The 19,269-nt window shown below is 35.6% G+C and carries 18 protein-coding genes; 16 read left to right on the top strand and 2 right to left on the bottom strand.

Going from position 1 to position 19,269, the window contains the following annotated elements; translation table 11 throughout:
- The first annotated feature begins 523 nt into the window (after positions 1-523).
- From MKY69_RS08070 to MKY69_RS08010, 13 genes are all read left to right on the top strand, one after another.
- The gene (locus MKY69_RS08070) at positions 524-2,131 is read left to right on the top strand and encodes a ribonuclease Y (RefSeq protein WP_004234999.1); all 1,608 of its coding nucleotides are present in this window, start codon (positions 524-526) and stop codon (positions 2,129-2,131) included.
- 107 nt (positions 2,132-2,238) lie between these two features.
- Positions 2,239-2,865: a guanylate kinase gene (gmk, locus tag MKY69_RS08065; RefSeq protein WP_003106012.1), complete on the top strand. Its 627-nt coding sequence runs from the start codon at positions 2,239-2,241 to the stop codon at positions 2,863-2,865.
- Positions 2,866-2,889: 24 nt separating this feature from the next.
- Positions 2,890-3,207, top strand: coding sequence for a DNA-directed RNA polymerase subunit omega (gene rpoZ / locus MKY69_RS08060; RefSeq protein WP_003102967.1), 318 nt, complete (start codon positions 2,890-2,892; stop codon positions 3,205-3,207).
- Between the two features lie 49 nt (positions 3,208-3,256).
- The gene (locus MKY69_RS08055; RefSeq protein WP_180373296.1) at positions 3,257-5,638 is read left to right on the top strand and encodes a primosomal protein N'; all 2,382 of its coding nucleotides are present in this window, start codon (positions 3,257-3,259) and stop codon (positions 5,636-5,638) included.
- A gap of 52 nt (positions 5,639-5,690) precedes the next feature.
- The gene (fmt, locus tag MKY69_RS08050; protein ID WP_340791366.1) at positions 5,691-6,626 is read left to right on the top strand and encodes a methionyl-tRNA formyltransferase; all 936 of its coding nucleotides are present in this window, start codon (positions 5,691-5,693) and stop codon (positions 6,624-6,626) included.
- Entirely contained in the window at positions 6,616-7,938 is a 1,323-nt protein-coding gene (gene rsmB / locus MKY69_RS08045; protein WP_003105444.1) for a 16S rRNA (cytosine(967)-C(5))-methyltransferase RsmB, read from the top strand. The genes fmt and rsmB overlap by 11 nt, the downstream gene beginning before the upstream one ends.
- A 37-nt stretch (positions 7,939-7,975) precedes the next feature.
- Positions 7,976-8,716, top strand: coding sequence for a Stp1/IreP family PP2C-type Ser/Thr phosphatase (locus MKY69_RS08040; RefSeq protein WP_004234987.1), 741 nt, complete (start codon positions 7,976-7,978; stop codon positions 8,714-8,716).
- On the top strand, positions 8,716-10,455 hold the full coding sequence (gene pknB, locus MKY69_RS08035) for a Stk1 family PASTA domain-containing Ser/Thr kinase (protein WP_003107495.1): 1,740 nt from the start codon (positions 8,716-8,718) through the stop codon (positions 10,453-10,455). Before MKY69_RS08040 ends, pknB begins: the two co-directional genes overlap by 1 nt.
- 150 nt (positions 10,456-10,605) lie before the next feature.
- Entirely contained in the window at positions 10,606-11,301 is a 696-nt protein-coding gene (liaF, locus tag MKY69_RS08030; protein ID WP_037620823.1) for a cell wall-active antibiotics response protein LiaF, read from the top strand.
- A complete protein-coding gene (locus MKY69_RS08025; protein ID WP_003107494.1) occupies positions 11,298-12,302 on the top strand; it encodes a sensor histidine kinase in 1,005 nt (334 codons plus the stop codon). The genes liaF and MKY69_RS08025 overlap by 4 nt, the downstream gene beginning before the upstream one ends.
- The gene (locus tag MKY69_RS08020) at positions 12,295-12,936 is read left to right on the top strand and encodes a response regulator transcription factor (protein WP_003107492.1); all 642 of its coding nucleotides are present in this window, start codon (positions 12,295-12,297) and stop codon (positions 12,934-12,936) included. Before MKY69_RS08025 ends, MKY69_RS08020 begins: the two co-directional genes overlap by 8 nt.
- Positions 12,937-12,969: 33 nt before the next feature.
- Entirely contained in the window at positions 12,970-14,370 is a 1,401-nt protein-coding gene (locus tag MKY69_RS08015) for a bifunctional Cof-type HAD-IIB family hydrolase/peptidylprolyl isomerase (RefSeq protein WP_003104279.1), read from the top strand.
- On the top strand, positions 14,370-14,723 hold the full coding sequence (locus MKY69_RS08010; protein WP_003103672.1) for a S1 RNA-binding domain-containing protein: 354 nt from the start codon (positions 14,370-14,372) through the stop codon (positions 14,721-14,723). The genes MKY69_RS08015 and MKY69_RS08010 overlap by 1 nt, the downstream gene beginning before the upstream one ends.
- A gap of 75 nt (positions 14,724-14,798) precedes the next feature.
- Here the strand turns inward: MKY69_RS08010 and cysK are convergent, their stop codons facing one another.
- Together cysK and MKY69_RS08000 are read right to left on the bottom strand one after the other, a co-directional pair.
- On the bottom strand, positions 14,799-15,728 hold the full coding sequence (gene cysK / locus MKY69_RS08005; RefSeq protein ID WP_003103108.1) for a cysteine synthase A: 930 nt from the start codon (positions 15,726-15,728) through the stop codon (positions 14,799-14,801).
- A gap of 122 nt (positions 15,729-15,850) precedes the next feature.
- Complete coding sequence (locus MKY69_RS08000) at positions 15,851-16,483, bottom strand: YigZ family protein (protein ID WP_004234979.1); 633 nt, start codon at positions 16,481-16,483, stop codon at positions 15,851-15,853.
- Positions 16,484-16,539: 56 nt separating this feature from the next.
- Between MKY69_RS08000 and MKY69_RS07995 the strand changes: the two genes are divergently transcribed.
- The 3 genes from MKY69_RS07995 to hpf all read left to right on the top strand — a co-directional run bounded on the left by MKY69_RS07995 (position 16,540) and on the right by hpf (position 19,128).
- Positions 16,540-17,844, top strand: coding sequence for a DEAD/DEAH box helicase (locus tag MKY69_RS07995; RefSeq protein ID WP_340791354.1), 1,305 nt, complete (start codon positions 16,540-16,542; stop codon positions 17,842-17,844).
- Positions 17,845-17,902: 58 nt separating this feature from the next.
- Entirely contained in the window at positions 17,903-18,505 is a 603-nt protein-coding gene (locus MKY69_RS07990; RefSeq protein ID WP_340791352.1) for a ComF family protein, read from the top strand.
- Positions 18,506-18,579: 74 nt separating this feature from the next.
- Entirely contained in the window at positions 18,580-19,128 is a 549-nt protein-coding gene (gene hpf, locus MKY69_RS07985; RefSeq protein WP_003105371.1) for a ribosome hibernation-promoting factor, HPF/YfiA family, read from the top strand.
- Positions 19,129-19,269 lie beyond the last annotated feature (141 nt).

Below are 19,269 nucleotides of genomic sequence, written 5' to 3'. Positions count from 1 at the left end.
CTTTTTATTTCCAAATCTACCTTAAGTATTGTAATTACTGATTTTGAAAAGTGCGAGGGTTTAAATTTCTTTAAAAGAGAAAAGGAAGAATAGTTGGGTTAACTTATAATGGACAAAATTAATTTAAGGATGGCAAAAGCGGACTTATTGAATACAATCAGATGTTTGTGAGACTTCATCAACATCTAAAGAATGTTTCTGATAATAATCATAATGTATTGCTCAATTTTCCGAGATAGATTACTTATAAATATACTTCAAGTGATATCGACTGTATCAGAATGAAACAAACGAGAATTTGGTAGGTTCAATTAACATGACTACGAAAAGTTAGGTATAGTAAAATAGAAGCTTGTATAATGGATAGTCATCTTCAATCTTTTCTAAATAACGATATTAATAATTAAATTAGGTATCATTTTTGTTAACGCTTTTAAGTGTTGGAATTGTTTTAAAGGCCATTTTGTGGTAAACTTAATTATAGTTTTCCATGAGGAAACTAATAAAAATTGAGGTATATATGATGGTTAATATTATTTTATTAATTGTTTGTACCCTCATTGGTTTGATACTAGGTTATGTAATTATTTCGCTTAAGTTAAAATCAGCGAAAGAAAATGCAGACTTGACTCTTTTAAATGCAGAACAAGAAGCTGTAAATATCCGAAGCAAAGCAGAAGAAGAAGCTTCTACAATTAAGAAAACAGCAGAACGTGAAACAAAAGCGAGTCGTAAAGAAATGCTTTTGGAAGCAAAAGAAGAATCAAGAAAATATCGTGAAGAAATTGAACAAGAATTTAAATCTGAAAGACAAGAGCTTAAACAGTTAGAAACACGTTTAACCGAACGTGCCTTTTCTCTTGACCGAAAAGATGAAAATTTGTCAACTAAAGAGAAGGTTCTTGATAGTAAAGAACAAAGTCTGACCGATAAATCTAAACATATTGATGAGCGTCAAACACAAGTTGAAAAACTTGAAGAAGAGAAAAAAGAAGAACTACAACGTGTAGCAGCGATGACAATTGCTGAAGCTCGCGAAGTAATCTTGATGGAAACTGAGAATAAATTATCTCAGGAAATTGTAACACGTATTCGTGATGCAGAACGTGAAATCAAAGATAGAACTGATAAGACAGCTAAAGATTTGCTAGCACAAGCTATGCAACGGATGGCAGGAGAGTATGTCACTGAACAAACGATAACAAGTGTTCATTTGCCAGATGATAACATGAAAGGTCGTATTATTGGTCGTGAAGGACGCAATATTCGTACACTTGAAAGCCTCACAGGTATTGATGTTATTATTGATGATACACCGGAAGTTGTTGTCCTTTCAGGCTTTGATCCGATTCGTCGTGAGATTGCTCGAATGACTTTGGAATCATTGATTGCAGATGGTCGCATTCATCCAGCTCGGATTGAAGAATTGGTTGAGAAAAACCGTTTGGAAATGGATAACCGGATTCGTGAATATGGTGAAGCAGCAGCTTATGAAATTGGAGCACCAAATCTTCATCCTGATTTAATTAAAATTATGGGCCGTCTTCAATTTAGAACATCTTATGGGCAAAATGTCCTTCGACATTCAGTTGAAGTTGGTAAGTTAGCTGGAATTTTAGCTGGTGAACTTGGTGAAAATGTAGCACTAGCTCGACGTGCTGGTTTCTTACATGATATGGGGAAAGCAATTGACCGTGAGGTTGAAGGTAGTCACGTTGAAATTGGGACAGAATTTGCTCGTAAATATAAAGAACATCCAGTAGTTGTAAATACTATTGCAAGTCACCATGGTGATGTTGAACCAGAATCTGTCATTGCAGTAGTTGTCGCTGCTGCGGATGCTTTGAGTTCGGCGAGACCTGGTGCACGTAATGAATCTATGGAAAATTATATTCAACGCCTTCGTGATTTAGAAGAGATTGCCAATGGCTTTGATGGAGTTCAAACTAGCTTCGCTTTACAAGCAGGCCGAGAAATTCGAATCATGGTTCAACCAGAAAAAATCAGTGACGATCAAGTTGTTATTCTTTCACACAAAGTTCGTGAGAAAATTGAAAATAATCTAGATTATCCAGGGAATATTAAAGTAACAGTTATTCGTGAAATGCGTGCAATTGATTATGCAAAATAAAAGAGGAGTTATCCTCTTTTTTGTTTTCCTAACTTGCGCAATTATTGGCTTGAAAATCATGCTTTATCATGATAAACTATTAGAAAGCAATTATTAAGGAGAACATAATGTCCGAACGTGGTTTGTTAATCGTCTTTTCTGGACCATCTGGTGTTGGTAAGGGGACGGTCAGACATGAGATTTTCTCAACCCCCGATCATAAATTTGAATATTCAGTTTCGATGACCACACGTGCACAAAGACCTGGAGAGGTTGATGGTGTAGATTATTACTTCCGTACACGTGATGAGTTTGAAGAATTAATAAAAAGTGGTCAAATGTTAGAATATGCAGAGTATGTGGGTAATTATTATGGAACACCGCTCAGCTATGTTAACGAAACTCTTGATAAAGGGATAGACGTCTTCTTAGAGATTGAAGTTCAAGGCGCCCTACAAGTTAAAAGCAAAGTGCCAGATGGCGTTTTTATTTTCTTAACTCCTCCAGATTTGGAAGAATTAGAAGATCGTCTGGTAGGTCGCGGAACAGATAGTCAAGAAGTGATTGCTCAGCGCATTGAACGTGCTAGAGAAGAAATTGCCTTGATGAGAGAATACGACTATGCAGTTGTAAATGATCAAGTACCATTAGCTGCAGAACGTGTCAAACAAATTATTGAAACAGAACATTTTAGAGTTGAGCGTGTTATTGGTCGCTATGACAAAATGATTTCGAATACAAAGCCAATCCGTTGATAGAATAGAAAAGAGTTAAATCCCATGATGTTAAAACCTTCAATTGATACTTTACTAGATAAAGTACCATCAAAATATTCCTTAGTGATCTTACAAGCTAAACGGGCTCATGAACTTGAAGCTGGTGCAAATCCAACCCAGGGCTTCAAATCAGTAAAATCAACTTTACAAGCCTTAGAAGAAATTGAGTCAGGAAATGTTGTTATTCATCCAGACCCATCAGCAAAACGTGCAGCAGTTAGAGCAAAAATTGAAGCTGAACGCATTGCAAAAGAAGAAGAAGAACGCAAGATTAAAGAACAAATTGCAAAAGAAAAAGAAGAAGAAGGAGAAAAAATCTAAGGTTGATGAAATCTTAGTTTTTTTCATTTAAGTAGTATGGAAAGGAGAATTGATGAGAGTTGCCCATATAATTGTAGATATCCCTTTAATGCAAACGGATAAACCTTTTAGTTATGCAATACCGGACCAACTGATTGGACTGGTTGAACTAGGTTCCCGAGTACACGTACCGTTTGGGAAAAGTAATCGCTTGTTACAAGGCTTTATCGTTGGTTTTTCTAACCTTGATGGAGACTATAAAGAGATAAGTGACTTACTGGATGTAGATCCAGTTCTAAATTCAGAACAGTTACAACTTGCAGACTCTTTAAGAAAAACAGTTTTTTCTTATAAAATTACTCTCCTCAAAGCTATGCTTCCCAATCTTCTAAATTCGCATTATGATAAAGAATTGCAAGTTACAGAAAATACAAGTTTGCAAGAAAGAAATCTTATTTTTAATCATAAATCAAGTGTCTTGATGTCACAATTAACTAGTGACCAAGAAGCGTTGGCACTTAAAGCAATCAAAAATGGTCGTATTGAAATGACCTATCTGGCTAAAGATAAAAAAACGATCAAAACAGTTTCCTATTATAAGGTAAACAAACAATTATTAATGGCTTCAGAAATCTCAGCCCGTGCAAAAAAGAAATTGCAACTTAAAGATTTTCTATTAAGTCATTCAGAAGATGGCAAGTTAAGTGACTTGCGTAAAGATTATTCGAGTGATGTGGTCAAATATTTTGTTAGCAATCACTTAATTGATTCATATGAGGAAGCTGTCAATCGAAGTGATGCTTATTTTGAAAAGGTTGAGTCTTCTCACTTTTTAAAGCTGAATCACCAACAGGAAACTGCTGTTCAAGAGATTACTCAGGCTATTGGGAAAGATTCTAATCCTTTCCTAATTGAAGGAATTACGGGTTCAGGTAAAACGGAGGTATACTTACATACAATTGATCGTGTCCTTAAAATGGGAAAAACAGCTATTGTCCTAGTTCCTGAGATATCTTTGACACCACAAATGACCAACCGATTTATTTCACGTTTTGGGAAACTGGTTGCTATTATGCACTCGGGCTTATCCGACGGCGAAAAGTTTGATGAGTGGAAAAAAATCAAGACTGGCCAAGCACGAGTAGTTGTTGGTGCGCGCTCAGCTATTTTTGCACCCTTAGAAAATATCGGGGCTATCATCATTGATGAGGAACATGAGTCAACTTATAAGCAAGAATCTAATCCACGCTACCACGCACGAGATGTGGCTTTATTGAGGGCAAAATTCCATCAAGCTGTATTAGTTTTAGGATCTGCAACACCAAGTATCGAAAGTAGGGCTCGAGCTAGTCGAGGCTTATACCATTTTATTGAATTGACGCAACGTGCCAATCCTTTGGCTAAAATTCCAGAAGTGGAAGTTGTTGATTTTAGAGACTATATTGGTAAACAATCACTTAGTAACTACACGCCTTATTTGTTAGACAAAATTAAAGACCGTTTGCAAAAAAATGAGCAGGTTGTTTTGATGCTTAATAGACGTGGTTATTCAAGCTTCATCATGTGTCGTGATTGTGGTTATGTTGATGGTTGTCCAAATTGTGACATTTCTTTGACCCTTCATATGGACACAAAGTCTATGAATTGTCATTATTGTGGTTTCCAAAAGGAAATTCCGAGAATTTGTCCAAATTGTCAAAGTAAGAGTATCCGCTATTATGGGACGGGTACACAAAAAGCTTACGATGAATTGCTAGAAGCGATTCCTGAAGCGCGGATCCTCCGAATGGATGTTGATACGACTCGTAAAAAAGGAAGCCATGAGAAAATTCTTGCGCAATTTGGAAATCATGAGGCTGATATCTTATTAGGTACTCAAATGATTGCTAAAGGTTTAGATTTTCCTAATGTCACTTTAGTCGGTGTTTTAAATGCTGATACCTCTTTAAACTTGCCGGATTTTAGGTCTTCTGAGAAGACCTTTCAGTTGTTGACACAGGTTGCAGGTCGTGCGGGACGGGCAGAAAAACCCGGTGAGGTTTTAATTCAAACTTATAATCCCAATCATTATGCCATCCAAATGGCTAAAAATCAGGATTATGAAGCATTTTATACTTATGAAATGGGCATTCGTCAAAAGATGGCTTATCCACCATATTATTTTACAGTTGGTATAACCTTATCCTTGAAAGACGAACAAGAATTAGTTATAAAATCTTATCAAGTTATGTCCATATTAAAAGAAAACTTATCTGACAAAATTAAGATTTTAGGTCCTACACCTAAACCGGTCGCACGGACGCATAATTTATACCATTATCAAATAATTGTAAAATATCGTTTTGAGAATAATTTAGAAGAGACATTAAATACTATTCTAGATTGGACGCAAGCAAAAGGAAATAAAGATTTAAAAGTGATTATTGACCAAGAACCGCAAAATTTCATGTAAAATTATAATAGAATAGATTCTTACTAAAATAGTAAGTATTAAGGAAGGTCACATGACAAAAATATTATTTATGGGAACCCCCCAATTTTCTGCTACAGTATTGCAAGGCATTTTAGATGATGGCAAGTATGATATTTTAGCAGTTGTAACACAACCAGACCGAGCAGTTGGTCGCAAAAAAGAAATCAAAATGACACCAGTTAAAGAAGTTGCTTTAGCCAACCAATTACCAATTTATCAACCTGAGAAATTATCTGGATCAAAAGAACTAGAAGATATTATGGCATTGGGTGCAGATGGCATTATTACAGCCGCCTTTGGTCAATTTTTACCAAGCAAATTACTCAATTCAGTTGACTTTGCTTTAAATGTTCATGCCTCACTATTACCAAAATATCGTGGAGGGGCACCAATTCATTACGCTATTATTAATGGCGAAAAAGAGGCTGGTGTGACTATCATGGAAATGGTCAAGGAGATGGATGCTGGCGATATGGTGTCAAAAGCTAGTACACCAATCACAGAAACTGATAATGTTGGAACCATGTTTGAGAAATTAGCCGTTATTGGGCGTGATTTATTACTTGAAAGTTTACCTGCATATTTATCAGGTGAGTTGAAGCCAACAACTCAGGATAATTCTCAAGCGACCTTCTCACCAAATATTTCTTCTGAAGAAGAAAAAATTGATTGGTCAAAAACTGCGCGAGATGTATTCAATCAAGTTCGTGGAATGAATCCATGGCCAATTGCCCACACCTATCTCTCAGGCCAACGTTTTAAGTTGTATGAAGTTGAAGTGGTTGATGGTCAGGGACAGCCAGGTCAAATTATTGCTAAAAACAAGAAAAGTCTGGTGGTTGCTGCAGGGAAACAAGCTGTCGCATTAAAATTAGTTCAGCCTGCTGGCAAGCCTAAAATGGGAATTGCTGACTTTTTAAATGGTGTTGGACGGGAATTAGAAATAGGTGATCGATTTGGCCAATGATTGGAAAAAATTAGCAAGAGGAAAAGCACTAATTGTCTTAGAAGATATCTTTGAAAATGATGCCTATTCAAATCTTGCATTGAATAATCAATTAACAAATATTGCTTTATCAAGTAAGGATAAAGGTCTAATAACAGAAATAGTTTATGGAACTTTGTCTCGTAAGATGACTTTAGAATGGTATTTAGCCCACTTCATAGAAGACCGTGATAAAATTGAAAAATGGGTTTATTATTTACTGCTGCTCAGTCTTTATCAATTACTATATTTAGATAAAGTACCAGCACATGCAATTGTTAATGATGCTGTAAATATCGCCAAAAATCGAGGAAATAAACGTGGTGCTGAAAAGTACGTTAATGCTATTTTGCGACTTTTGAGTGAAAATAAAATGCCGGATATTGAAAATATCAAACGAAAAAATAAACGTTATTCAGTCAAATATTCAATGCCGACTTGGATGGTCAAAAAAATGATTGACCAATTTGGAGAAGAACGGGCTGTCAAAATCATGGAAAGTTTATTTACCCCAAGTAAAGCAAGTATTCGTGTTACAGATGATGTCTCTATTGACCAACTACAAGAAGAATTAGAAGCTGATAAGTCAGTTCTGTCACCTGTTGGTTTAACCAAATCATCAGGACATTTTGCCTCAAGTCAGGCTTTTGCCGAAGGCAAAGTGACTGTTCAAGATGAGTCAAGTCAACTTGTTGCTCCTACTTTAGAGATTAAACAAGATGATAATATCCTTGATGCTTGTAGCGCGCCTGGGGGAAAAGCCGTTCATATGGCTTCTTATTTAACAAGTGGCAAAGTTACTGCTTTGGACATATATGATCATAAATTAGAATTGGTCGTGGAAAACGCTAAAAGACTTGGCTTAAGTGAGCGTATCGACACGCAAGTATTAGATGCCCGAAAAGTTCATGAGTTTTTTCCAGCAGATTCTTTTGATAAAATCTTGGTTGATGCACCATGTTCTGGAATTGGATTAATACGACGTAAACCAGATATTAAATATAGTAAAGACTTAACAGATTTGGAAGCATTACAGGCTATTCAATTGGAGATATTGGCTAGTGTTTGTCAAACCGTACGAAAAGGTGGTATAATAACATATAGCACTTGCACAATTTTCGATGAAGAAAACTTTCAAGTCATTGAAAAATTCTTGCAAAGTCATTCAAATTTTGAACAAGTAAAACTAAACCATACACAAGCGGATATTGTTAAAGATGGTTGTATTGTTATTACACCTGAACAATATCAGACTGACGGATTCTTTATTGGACAAGTTAGACGCGTCTTGTAGTATTTAGGAGGAAACTGACTCTGTCAGACGGACACATATGAAAATTTCATTAATTACTGATATTGGGCAAAAACGCTCAAATAATCAAGATTTTATCAATAAATTTGATAATAAAAAAGGGATTACCTTAGTTATCTTAGCTGATGGTATGGGTGGTCACCGAGCTGGTAATATTGCCAGTGAAATGACTGTTACAGACCTAGGTAAAGAATGGGTTCAAACTGAATTTACAGAACTAAGTCAAATTAGAGATTGGTTATTAGAAACGATTGAATCTGAAAATCAACGCATATACCAAATGGGGCAAACAGAGGACTATAAAGGCATGGGTACGACAGTTGAAGCCGTTGTTCTAGTTGGTAATAGTGCAATCTTTGCTCATGTTGGAGATTCTCGAATTGGACTTGTTCAAAATGGTCAGTACAAACTTTTAACAAGCGATCATTCGCTTGTTAATGAGCTAGTTAAGGCAGGACAAATTTCTGAAGAAGAGGCGGCCAGCCATCCACAAAAAAATATTATTACGCAATCGATTGGTCAAGCTAATCCCTTAGAAGTTGATTTAGGTATTAAAGTTTTAGAAATAGATGATTACCTCGTTATCAACTCCGATGGGTTAACTAACATGGTGACTAATGATGAAATCGTAGAAATTCTTTCTCGCACGCTTAGTCTTGATGAAAAGAATAAAGCTCTTATTGACCTAGCTAATGAAAGAGGCGGACTGGATAATATCACGATCGCTTTGGTTCATAACGAAAGTGAGGATGACGAATAATGATACAGATTGGCAAATTATTTGCTGGTCGTTATCGTATCCTGAAGTCTATTGGCCGCGGTGGTATGGCTGATGTATATTTAGCCAATGATTTGATATTAGATAATGAAGATGTTGCAATAAAAGTTTTGCGAACCAATTATCAGACGGATCAAGTAGCAGTAGCTCGTTTCCAACGGGAAGCGCGTGCTATGGCTGAATTAAATCATCCAAACATCGTTGCAATTAGAGATATAGGGGAAGAGGACGGACAGCAGTTCCTAGTAATGGAATATGTTGATGGATTTGATCTTAAACGATTTATCCAGGAAAATGCACCAATTCCAAATGAACAAGTTGTTAGAATCATGGAAGAAGTTTTATCTGCTATGACTTTAGCCCATCAAAAAGGGATTGTTCATAGAGATTTAAAACCTCAAAATATCCTGCTAACTAAGGATGGAGTTGTCAAAGTTACAGACTTTGGGATCGCAGTTGCCTTTGCTGAGACAAGTTTAACTCAGACAAATTCAATGCTAGGTAGTGTTCACTATCTTTCACCTGAACAAGCAAGAGGTTCAAAAGCGACTATCCAAAGTGATATTTATGCCATGGGTATTATGTTGTTTGAAATGTTAACTGGTCATATTCCTTATGACGGGGATAGTGCCGTAACAATTGCTTTACAACATTTCCAAAAACCACTGCCTTCAATTATTGAAGAAAATAAAGGTGTACCGCAGGCTCTTGAGAATGTTGTTATTAAAGCGACAGCTAAGCGTTTAAGTGATCGATATGCGACTACTTTTGATATGAGCAGAGATTTGATGACAGCGCTAAGCTATAATCGAAGCCGTGAACGGAAGTTAGTCTTCCATGATGTTGAAAGTACCAAGCCACTACCTAAAGTTACACCTGTTCCGGTTACGCAAACCAAATCATCTGTAGCACCTCAAACATCTGGATCTGAAATCCATGATGATGCGGTTACACCTCAAAAAACAAAGAAAAAACGTGGACGTCTTTTGGGAACTTTACTCAAAATTTTATTCGCCCTCTTTGTTGTTTTGGTTGCTGTCTTTGCCTTTTTAGTCCTAACGAAGCCATCTACGGTGAAGGTTCCAAATGTGAATGGAACTACATTGAGTGTGGCCAAAAAAGAATTGACTGATTTAGGTTTCCAAGTTGGTCAGATTCACAAAATGGAAGATACAGCAGTTGATTCTGGTAAGGTCATTAAAACAGATCCTAAGGCAGGCACTGAGCGCCGTGAAGGGGCTCGGATTGATCTCTTTGTTTCAACTGGACAACCTAAAGTTAAGAAGAAAAGTAAAGATAAAGTGTTAATGCCTGATTTTACGAATATGACTTACAAAGATGTCCTTAATATGTTAACAAATGAGTATGGTATTCATCCAAATCGAATTGTTGCCTATTATCAAGATGCTCCGAATCCAGAAAATTATTCCAAGGTAAGCTCACCAAAAGATTCACAACTTGTTATGGGACAATATCCAATAGTTGGTACTTATTACATTATTTCAGATAAGGAAGATATTGAACTTTATCTAAGTCCAGATTCTGGAGATAATACAACTGTATTCTCATCAACACCAACATCGACATCAAGTTCAAGTGAAGAGGAAACAAGTACAAGCACAGAAACTTCTACAAGCTCTGAATCAACAACAAGTTCAAGTAGTAGTGATGCAACAACTACTGATTCAACGACTTCGGATACAAGTACTACTACACCTTAATATAAACAGCATTTCAACTGTATCAACTGGTTTGACAACTGTCAAAAGCCAAGTTACCAGTTGAGATGTTGTTTTCTTTTTATTCGGTGAAACTTTAAGGTGAATTTTTATGTGAATTTTGATAAAATGACAAAGTATGGAAGGAGCCAAATGAAAAAATTTCAATTTTTTTTATTAGTTGAATGTATCCTATTAGCCATGGGAATCATGACTATATTAGAAAATGATGTGAGTAGTTTTATCTTTATTTTAGTCATCATTTTACTAGCACTAAGATTTTATAATCAAGATAATCGGAATAATTTTTTATTAACAGTTGGTTTATTACTTTTATTTCTGATTTTTATGTTAAATCCCTATATCATTCTTGCTATTTTGATTGCCATCATCTATGTCGTCATTAACCACTTTTCACAGGTTAAAAAGAAAAATAGATTTGCATTGATTCGTTTTGGTCAAGAAGATATTAACTTTCGCAAAACGAGACATCAATGGATAGGTGCAGCGACATACGATAGTGATTATTATGCCTTTGATGATATCAATATTATTCGAATCAGTGGTAGTGACACGATTGATTTAACAAATGTTATTGTGCAAGGGGAAGATAATGTTATTATTATCCGTAAAATCTACGGACCGACCAAGATATTAGTTCCTATTGATATTGCTGTGACAATTGATGTAAGTTCAATATATGGTAGTATCAAATTTTTCAGTTGCCAGGAATATGATTTACGTAATGAATCCATTAAACTTGGATACGATAGTGCTAGCGACAGTTTGAAAAAAGTAAAAATCGTAATTAACACCTTAGCAGGAGCTGTGGAGGTGCGGAGACGATGAAAAAACGTTATTACTTTTTAGTATGGCTCTATTCAAGTGTCACTGTTCTTACGATTGTTGTTGTAGTCATGAATAACCTTGGTTTAACAATCAATGATTTGAAAGTTGACCTCTGGAAAACAGAACGACTCTTATTTTCAATAACTCTTTTGATTGTGTCAGTAACCCTGCTCTTATTGCTTTTGTGGATTATCCTTGACGATAATAGTCGTCGTGGAACTAATCAAAACCTAAGACGGATTTTAAATAACCAACCAATTTCTCTGGAAGAAAATTCTGAAATCAATATCAATCTCATTCGTTTGTCGAAAAAGATGGCTCACATGACAGCTAGTTTACAGAAAAAAGAAAGTGCCTACATTTTAGATAACCAGAAAATAGTGCAACGGGAACGCAAACGAATTGCTCGGGATTTACATGATACGGTTAGTCAAGAATTATTTGCATCCTCGATGATTCTATCAGGCGTCTCCATGAGTATCGAAGATTTGGAAAAAGATGAATTGCAAAGCCAGATTTTAACTGTTGAATCCATGTTGCAAAATGCTCAGAAGGATTTACGTATCCTGCTATTGCATTTGCGGCCGACAGAATTAGCAAATCGTACCTTAACAGAAGGCTTTCATATGATTTTTAAAGAATTAACGGATAAGAGTGATATTGAAGTTGTTTATCGAGAAAATATTTCTAAAATTCCAAAATCAATGGAAGATAATCTCTTTCGAATTGCCCAAGAGTTTATTAGTAATACTCTCAAACATGCCAAGGCAAGTCGTCTAGAAGTTTATCTCAATCAATCATCTAATGAAGTTCAACTAAAAATGGTCGATGATGGTGTCGGTTTTGATATGGATGACGTTAGAGAGTTAAGTTATGGTTTGAAAAATATTGAGGACCGTGTTGATGACCTAGCGGGATCAGTAAATTTATTAAGTCAAAAAGGTAAAGGTGTATCAATGGATATTCGTTTGCCAGTCGTTTTGGAGGATGAAAATGGATAAAATACGTGTCATATTAGTTGATGACCATGAGATGGTGCGTTTAGGCTTAAAAAGCTTCTTAAATATGCAAAAAGACATAGAAGTTATTGGTGAAGCATCTAATGGTCGCCAAGGCATTGATTTAGCTTTAGAACTACGTCCAGATGTTTTAGTCATGGATTTAGTGATGCCTGAAATGGGTGGAGTTGAAGCAACATTAGATATTCTTTCAAAATGGACAGAAGCTAAAGTTTTAGTACTGACTTCCTATCTTGATAATGAGAAAATCTATCCAGTTATTGATGCCGGAGCCAAAGGTTATATGTTAAAGACTTCAAGTGCTGCAGAAATCTTAAATGCAATTAGAAAAGTAGCAAAAGGCCAACTAGCTATCGAGACAGAAGTTGACAAAAAAATAAAAGAGCATGATAAAAATCCAGAATTGCATGAGGAGTTAACAGCTCGGGAATTTGATATTTTATATCTGTTAGCCAAAGGTTATGATAATCAAACGATTGCTGATGAGTTATTTATTTCATTAAAAACTGTAAAAACACATGTTTCAAATATTCTTTCTAAATTGGACGTCGACGATCGAACACAAGCTGTAGTCTACGCATTCCAACACCATATAGTGCCACAAGATGACAATTAATGATATAATAGTATCACTGTATGGAGGAAGAAAATGGACGCAAAATTAAAATATAAAGCAAAGAAAATAAAAATGGTTTTCTTTGACATTGATGATACATTACGAGTAAAAGATACTGGTTACATGCCTGCATCAATTGAAAAAATTTTTAAAGAACTAAAAGCTAATGGTATTTTAACTGGGATTGCTTCAGGTAGAGCGCGTTATGGTGTACCCGAAGAAGTACAAAACTTGAATGCTGATTATTGTGTCAAGTTGAATGGTGCCTATGCAAAAGATAATAAAAAAAATATTATTTTCCAAGCACCAATCCCTGATGAAGTTGTCGTTCGCTATAAAGAATGGGCTAATGCTTCAGGGATTCACTATGGAATGGCTGGACGTCATGAAGCCGTACTTTCTGACCGTAATGATTTAATTAATAATGCTATTGACAATGTCTATGCTAATTTAGAAGTCGTACCAGACTATAATGAAAAACATGATGTTTATCAAATGTGGACATTTGAAGATAAAGGTGATGCTCTACAATTGCCAGAAGATTTAGCAGAACATTTACGTTTAGTAAGATGGCATGATAATTCATCGGACGTCGTTTTGAAAAATACATCTAAGGCTTTAGGTGTTTCAAAAGTCGTTGAACATTTAGGGTTAAAACCTGAAAATATCTTAGTCTTTGGAGATGAGTTAAATGACTTAGAACTATTTGACTATGCTGGAATCAGTGTGGCAATGGGTGTCTCACATCCACTTGTTCAAGAGAAAGCTGATTTTATTACAAAAAAAGTAGAAGAAAACGGCATTCAATATGCCCTTGAGGAGTTAGGTTTGATTGAAAAAGAATTACAATTTCCACAGTTAGAACTTGAAGGACATCAAGGTCCAAAAGCGACTATTAAGACAAATCATGGTGATATGACACTTGCTTTGTTCCCCAACCAAGCACCAAAAACAGTAGCTAATTTTATTGGTCTTGCTAAGGAAGGCTATTATGATGGAATTGTTTTCCACCGTATTATTCCTGAATTCATGATTCAAGGTGGCGATCCAACTGGAACAGGTATGGGGGGACAATCTATCTATGGTGACAGTTTCGAGGATGAATTCTCTGATGAATTATATAACCTTCGTGGAGCCCTTTCGATGGCAAACGCTGGACCAGATACTAACGGTAGCCAATTCTTTATCGTCCAAAACGATAAAATTCCTTATGCTCAGAAAGAACTCGAACGTGGTGGATGGCCAAAAGATATTGCGGCTGCTTATACTAGAAATGGTGGAACACCACACTTAGACCGTCGTCATACTGTATTTGGTCAACTGATGAACGCTGAGTCTTTTGCGGTGCTTGATAAAATTGCATCAGTTGAAACTGGAGCACAGGATAAACCAAAAGAAGATGTCATCATCGAAACAATTGAGGTTGTAGACTAATGAAAATTGGCGACAAATTGCATGGTAAAATTACTGGTATAAAACCTTATGGTGCCTTTGTTGCCCTAGAAGATGGGACAACAGGTCTCGTTCATATTTCAGAAATAAAAAGTGGCTATATTGACAATATTAATGATATATTATGCAAGGGACAAGAAGTCCTTGTTCAAGTTGTTGACGTAGATGAGTTTACAAACAAAGCTAGTCTTTCTCTAAGAACACTGGAAGAAGAAAAACATACAATTACTCATCGTCACCGATTTACAAATAGTCGCTTGTCAATTGGTTTTAAGCCTTTGGCTAAGGAATTACCTCAGTGGATTAATGAAGGTCTTGAAAACTTTAAAAAGTAGCAATAAAAAAGCATCACTAGACTAGCTAGAGATGCTTTTTACTTTACTGTGAAAACTTTGATTTGCTTGGTTTTCTTATTTATCAAACTGGTATAACTCAGTTGATAGGTAACGCTCGCCATTATCTGGAAGAAGGGTAAGTACTTTTTTGCCTTTGCCAAGTTTCTTAGCGACTTCGATTGCAGCGTAAATTGCTGCACCTGATGAAATACCAGCAAGGAACCCTTCTTTAATACCAGTTGTACGTCCTGTTAGTAATGCATTTTCTGACGTTACGCGAATGATGTCATCGTAAGATTTTGTATCAAGGGTTTCAGGGATAAAACCTGCTGAGATTCCTTGGATTTTGTGTGGGCCAGGTTTGCTACCTGATAAAACAGCAGATTCATCTGATTCCACAGCGTAAACTTTTAAATCTGGTAATTTAGCTTTTAAGGCATGGGAAACACCAGAGACAGTACCGCCTGTACCTACGCCAGCTACAAATGCATCGAGACCAATTTCTTGGAAAGCATTGAGAATCTCTTGTCCAGTAGCATCTTCGTGAATTTTTGGATTGGCTGGGTTATCAAATTGTAAGGGAACCCAACCATTAATATCTTCTGCTAATTCCTTAGCCTTGGCAATTGCACCGTTCATTCCTTGGTCACCTGGTGTTAGAACTAATTGTGCCCCATAGGCTTGAATGATTTGACGGCGTTCAACACTCATTGTTTCGGGCATGACAATGACGACTTTGTAACCTTTTGCAGCGCCTACCCATGCTAAACCAATACCAGTGTTACCACTAGTTGGTTCAATGATTGTATCACCTGGTTTGATTGTGCCATCTTTCTCAGCAGCCTCAATCATTGCTAGTGCAATACGGTCTTTAACTGATGAACCTGGGTTGAAAGATTCTAATTTAACATAAACGTCAGCGGCGTCTTCAGGAACCATTTGATTTAACTTAATAATTGGTGTTTGGCCAATTAATTCAGTGATATTATTATATATTTTTGACATGAGCAAATCTCCTTTTAAAATTCTTAAAATGCTTATATAAATTAAGTATAATCACTTTTAAACTAAAAGTAAAATATCCAATCCTAATCGTACTGATAGTAGAAAACTATCAGCACAAACGATTATGTTAGTCTAACTTCAATAATTTGTGAATCGACTTTTTGATAATTGGCTTTGCCAGAATAGAAATCTTGTAAATTCTGACAGATCTCGTCTTCTTTCTCTGGGTCAAAATATATGGTTACAAAGACTTGGTCTAAGAAATTAGTTTCCGCTTCGCGCAGCTGATTATCCTCTAAAAAGAGAGAGAGGGTTTGGTACTGCGGATATGTTAGTGTTAACTTGAGGCCGCTTTGCTCCTTAACTTCTACCATGATTACATTCTGAAGAGCTTGCGCTGTTGCTGATGAATAGGCACGGATTAATCCGCCTGTTCCTAATTTTATGCCTCCAAAATAACGAGTCACCACTGCTAGAACGTTTGTTAGGTTTTGCTTTTCTAATACTGATAGAATTGGGATTCCAGCTGTTCCTGAAGGTTCGCCGTCGTCGCTTGATCGTTTTAGGTCACTATTTTCACCAATAATCATGGCGTGGCAGGAATGATTAGCCTTGTAATGTTCTTTTTTGATTTGGGCTAAATAGTCTTTGCCTTCTTCCTCTGAAGATATTCGAAATAGATGACAAATAAAGCGTGATTTTTTGATGATTTGCTCAGATTGACTATCATTTTCAATTGTTTTATAACTTTCCATATCAAAATTTTACAGTAATTCCCCTCTTTTAGCAAAGTTTTTTCGAATATCTAAGTATGGGAAAAAATTATTATGAACAAGGTCGACTTTTTACTGAACAACAAATGAAAAATGTGATAACTGCGAGAACTTTTTCCATGAAAGGAAGTATGAGTATGGAGTCTGGTAAGCAATGTTGCAATAGATGTTTTCAAGAAGTTGCTAAAACTAATCTTTTACCTAATGGGAAGACATATTGTAGATTTTGTATTGCCTTTGGTAGGGTGGAATCTGAATCACAACTCTATTATTTTGCACCTCAAGCATTTCCGAAAGGTGATTATTTAAGCTGGAATGGTCAACTAACCCCATATCAAGAAAAAATTTCAGAATTTTTGTTAGGCAATTATCTTAATAAAAAAAACAGCTTAGTCCATGCTGTGACAGGTGCTGGAAAAACAGAAATGATATATAAATTAATTGAATCAGTAATCAATCAAGGTGGCTGGGTCTGTTTTACTAGTCCCCGAGTAGATGTCTGTATTGATATCAAAAATCGTTTAGTTCGAGACTTCTCTTGCCCAATAACAATTATGTATGGAGGGTCCGAGGAATATCGTCCAGCCCACTTGATAGTTTCAACAACACATCAACTCTTAAAATTTTATCGAGCCTTTGATTTATTAATAATAGATGAAGTTGATGCTTTTCCTTTTTTAGGGAATGTGGTTCTAAATAAAGCAACACAATCATGTTTAAAAGAGGAAGGTAAAGTTGTTTGTCTGACTGCAACTTCGACAAATGAATTAGAACAAAAAGTCAGCGATGGACATTATGAAAAAATAAGATTGTCAAGACGTTTCCATAATCAACCATTGGTCGTTCCTAAGTTTCAATTAATTTATCCATTATCAAAACAGTTTGAAAAAAATAAATTTCCTAACTTACTAAGTAATTTGATTAGTCAACAAAGACAGACTGCATTCCCTTTACTAATTTTCTACCCTCTAATTACAGAAGGGGAAAAATTTACGAAAATATTGCAAAAAGCTTTTCCTAAAGAAAAAATTGCCTTTGTATCAAGTAAATCTGATGATCGAAAAGAGAAAATTGATGCGTTTAAAAAAAGACAAATTGATATTCTTGTAACTACGACTATTTTGGAGAGGGGAGTAACATTTCCAGAAGTAGATGTTTACGTTATTTTGGCAAATCATAAGCTATTTACGAGTAGTAGCCTGATTCAGATAGCAGGTCGCGTAGGGAGATCCGTATCTCGACCAAGTGGGCAGTTACTATTTATTCATGAAGGGGTAAGTCTACAAATGAAGAAAGCTCGTAAACAAATTATAGAAATGAATAAGGAAGCATATGGTGAATAAGTGTTTAATATGTGGAGAAAATTGTAGACCAAGATTATCATTTACGGATATCTGTTTTATGGTGAATCGCCAAAGCCAACTGTGTGAAACATGTTCTGGCTTATTCGAAAGAATTGGTAGGAAACATTGCCCAACCTGTTGCAAAGTTGGTATAGAATTAATGTGTAGTGACTGTAAATCATGGTTTGAAAATGGGGTAGAAGTATCACACAAAGTACTATATAAGTATAATTTAGCAATGAAAGATTATTTTTCTAAATACAAGTTTCAAGGTGACTATTTATTAAAAAGTATATTTTCTAAAGAATTAAAAATATACATTGAAAAGAATTATGAAGGTTATACAAATCTGGTTGTACCAATTAGCCAGAGTAGAATGGAAACGCGTGGGTTTAATCAAGTATCCTCAATTCTTGCAGACGTCAATATTCCTTATATAGATATCTTACGAAAATGTGAAGGAAAAAAGCAGTCTGAAAAAACCAAACATCAAAGGCTAGAATCTGAGAATCAATTTTCACTTCTTCATATAGAAAATCTTCCAAAAAAAATACTAATTATTGATGATATTTATACGACGGGGACAACAATTTCACAAATCAGAAAGTTGTTACATCAGCATGGTATAAATGATATAAAAAGTGTATCGATAGCAAGGTAAAAACTTGCAAATTTTCATGAAAACGATATAATATAAGTAAAGAAAGCGCTTAAAGCGCAGGAAAGAGGTATCTTATGATTAGATTTAGTATTCGTGGAGAAAACATCGAAGTTACAGAAGCAATTCGCGATTATGTTGAATCAAAGCTTTCAAAAATTGAAAAGTACTTTGTTGAAGACAATGAAATAGATACTCGTGTCAACTTAAAAGTATATCGTGAAAAGACGGCAAAAGTAGAAGTTACAATTATTTTAGGCTCAATGACTCTACGAGCAGAAGATGTCTCACAAGATATGTATGGCTCAATTGATTTGGTGGTAGATAAAATTGAACGTCAAATCAGAAAGAACAAAACTAAAATTGCCAAAAAACATCGTGAAAAAATGCCAACCGGCCAAGTCTTTACAACAGAGTTTGAAGCGGAAGAGGTGGAAGAAACTCCTGAAATTCGCGTAGTCAGAACAAAAAATGTAACTCTAAAACCAATGGATATTGAAGAAGCACGTTTACAAATGGAATTACTCGGCCATGACTTCTATATTTATACAGACGCTGAAAACGGCGAAACGAATGTACTATATAAGCGTGAAGATGGCGATCTAGGATTAATTGAAGCGAAGTAATTTAGACAAGATTAATTAATTAAATCCATTAAATCAAAACAAAAAAAGGTGGTGCTCATTGGGCACTCCTTTTATTTGAAATAAATAAGCAAGATATATTGACAAAACGGATGCCAGTATATTATACTAATCAAGCTATCA

This window comes from Streptococcus sp. FSL R7-0212, assembly GCF_038007985.1.
GTDB lineage: Bacteria > Bacillota > Bacilli > Lactobacillales > Streptococcaceae > Streptococcus > Streptococcus parauberis.
The sequence above is the reverse complement of the archived record's forward strand: the minus strand, read 5'-3'. Positions and strand labels throughout refer to the sequence as shown.

Coding starts and splice junctions, on each gene's coding strand:
- MKY69_RS08020 (WP_003107492.1), top strand. CDS start 12,295: ATGGATAAAATACGTGTCATATTAGTTGATGACCATGAGATGGTGCGT.
- MKY69_RS08010 (WP_003103672.1), top strand. CDS start 14,370: ATGAAAATTGGCGACAAATTGCATGGTAAAATTACTGGTATAAAACCT.
- rpoZ (WP_003102967.1), top strand. CDS start 2,890: ATGATGTTAAAACCTTCAATTGATACTTTACTAGATAAAGTACCATCA.
- cysK (WP_003103108.1), bottom strand. CDS start 15,728: ATGTCAAAAATATATAATAATATCACTGAATTAATTGGCCAAACACCA.
- fmt (WP_340791366.1), top strand. CDS start 5,691: ATGACAAAAATATTATTTATGGGAACCCCCCAATTTTCTGCTACAGTA.
- hpf (WP_003105371.1), top strand. CDS start 18,580: ATGATTAGATTTAGTATTCGTGGAGAAAACATCGAAGTTACAGAAGCA.
- MKY69_RS07990 (WP_340791352.1), top strand. CDS start 17,903: ATGGTGAATCGCCAAAGCCAACTGTGTGAAACATGTTCTGGCTTATTC.
- MKY69_RS08025 (WP_003107494.1), top strand. CDS start 11,298: ATGAAAAAACGTTATTACTTTTTAGTATGGCTCTATTCAAGTGTCACT.
- liaF (WP_037620823.1), top strand. CDS start 10,606: ATGAAAAAATTTCAATTTTTTTTATTAGTTGAATGTATCCTATTAGCC.
- MKY69_RS08040 (WP_004234987.1), top strand. CDS start 7,976: ATGAAAATTTCATTAATTACTGATATTGGGCAAAAACGCTCAAATAAT.
- MKY69_RS08070 (WP_004234999.1), top strand. CDS start 524: ATGGTTAATATTATTTTATTAATTGTTTGTACCCTCATTGGTTTGATA.
- MKY69_RS08015 (WP_003104279.1), top strand. CDS start 12,970: ATGGACGCAAAATTAAAATATAAAGCAAAGAAAATAAAAATGGTTTTC.
- MKY69_RS08000 (WP_004234979.1), bottom strand. CDS start 16,483: ATGGAAAGTTATAAAACAATTGAAAATGATAGTCAATCTGAGCAAATC.
- MKY69_RS07995 (WP_340791354.1), top strand. CDS start 16,540: ATGGGAAAAAATTATTATGAACAAGGTCGACTTTTTACTGAACAACAA.
- gmk (WP_003106012.1), top strand. CDS start 2,239: ATGTCCGAACGTGGTTTGTTAATCGTCTTTTCTGGACCATCTGGTGTT.
- pknB (WP_003107495.1), top strand. CDS start 8,716: ATGATACAGATTGGCAAATTATTTGCTGGTCGTTATCGTATCCTGAAG.